This is a genomic window from Streptomyces sp. NPDC101166, assembly GCF_044768125.1.
GTDB lineage: Bacteria > Actinomycetota > Actinomycetes > Streptomycetales > Streptomycetaceae > Streptomyces.
Window position 1 is genome coordinate 1 of the sequence record NZ_JBIWPF010000402.1, and the last position, 1011, is coordinate 1011.

The following is a 1011-nucleotide window of genomic DNA, read 5'->3' on the forward strand; positions in this document are numbered from 1 at the left end:
CAGCCGACCGCGCCACCACCATGCGCGTGCTGGCCGACCCCACCGCCAAATCCGATGATCTGACTCGTCCGGGGCATGTGGTTCCGTTGCGCGCCAAGGACGGTGGTGTGCTGCGCCGTCCCGGCCACACCGAGGCCGCCGTGGATCTGGCCCGGATGGCCGGACTCAGCCCCGCCGGAGTCATCTGCGAGATCGTGAGCCAGAAGAACGAAGGTGATATGGCGCGCACCGACGAGCTGCGCGTCTTCGCCGACGAACACGATCTGGCGCTGATCTCCATCGCCGACATGATCTCCTGGCGCCGCCGCAACGAGAAGCACGTCAAGCAGGTCGCCGAGGCCAAGCTGCCCACCGAGTTCGGCGACTTCCTGGCCATCGGCTACGAGAGCGAATACGACGACGCCGAGCATGTCGCCCTGGTGATGGGCGAGATCGGCGACGGCCGTGACGTGCTGGTGCGCGTGCACTCCGAATGCCTCACCGGCGACGCCTTCGGCTCGCTGCGCTGCGACTGCGGCCCGCAGCTCGACGCCGCCATGGAGCTGATCGCCGAGCAGGGCCGCGGCGTGCTGCTCTACATGCGCGGCCACGAGGGCCGCGGCATCGGCCTGCTGCACAAGCTGCAGGCCTACCAGCTGCAGGACAGCGGTGATGACACCGTCGACGCCAACCTCAACCTGGGCCTGCCGGCCGACGCCCGCGACTACGGCATCGGCGCGCAGATCCTGGTCGACCTGGGCATCAATTCGATGCGGCTGCTCACCAACAACCCGGACAAGCGCGCCGGGATCGAGGGCTACGGTCTGAGCATCAGTGAGCGCGTGGCCATGCCGGTGCGCGCCAACAAGCACAATCTGCGGTACCTGCGCACCAAGCGGGATCGGATGGGCCACGACCTGGTCGGCCTGGAAGACCTGGACCTGGGCGAGACTGCGAACTGACAACCGAGAGGGCGGAACAACGATGAGCGGTACCGGCGTACCGGCTTTCGAGCTCGCCGATGCCAAGGAC

The 1011-nt window shown here is 67.8% G+C and carries 1 protein-coding gene; it reads left to right on the forward strand.

Annotated elements, in window-relative coordinates; all coding sequences use genetic code 11:
- On the forward strand, positions 1-941 hold a 941-nt coding region (gene ribA / locus ACIRS4_RS39435), incomplete at its 5' end, for a GTP cyclohydrolase II (protein ID WP_404205279.1).
- Between the last annotated feature and the right edge of the window lie 70 nt (positions 942-1011).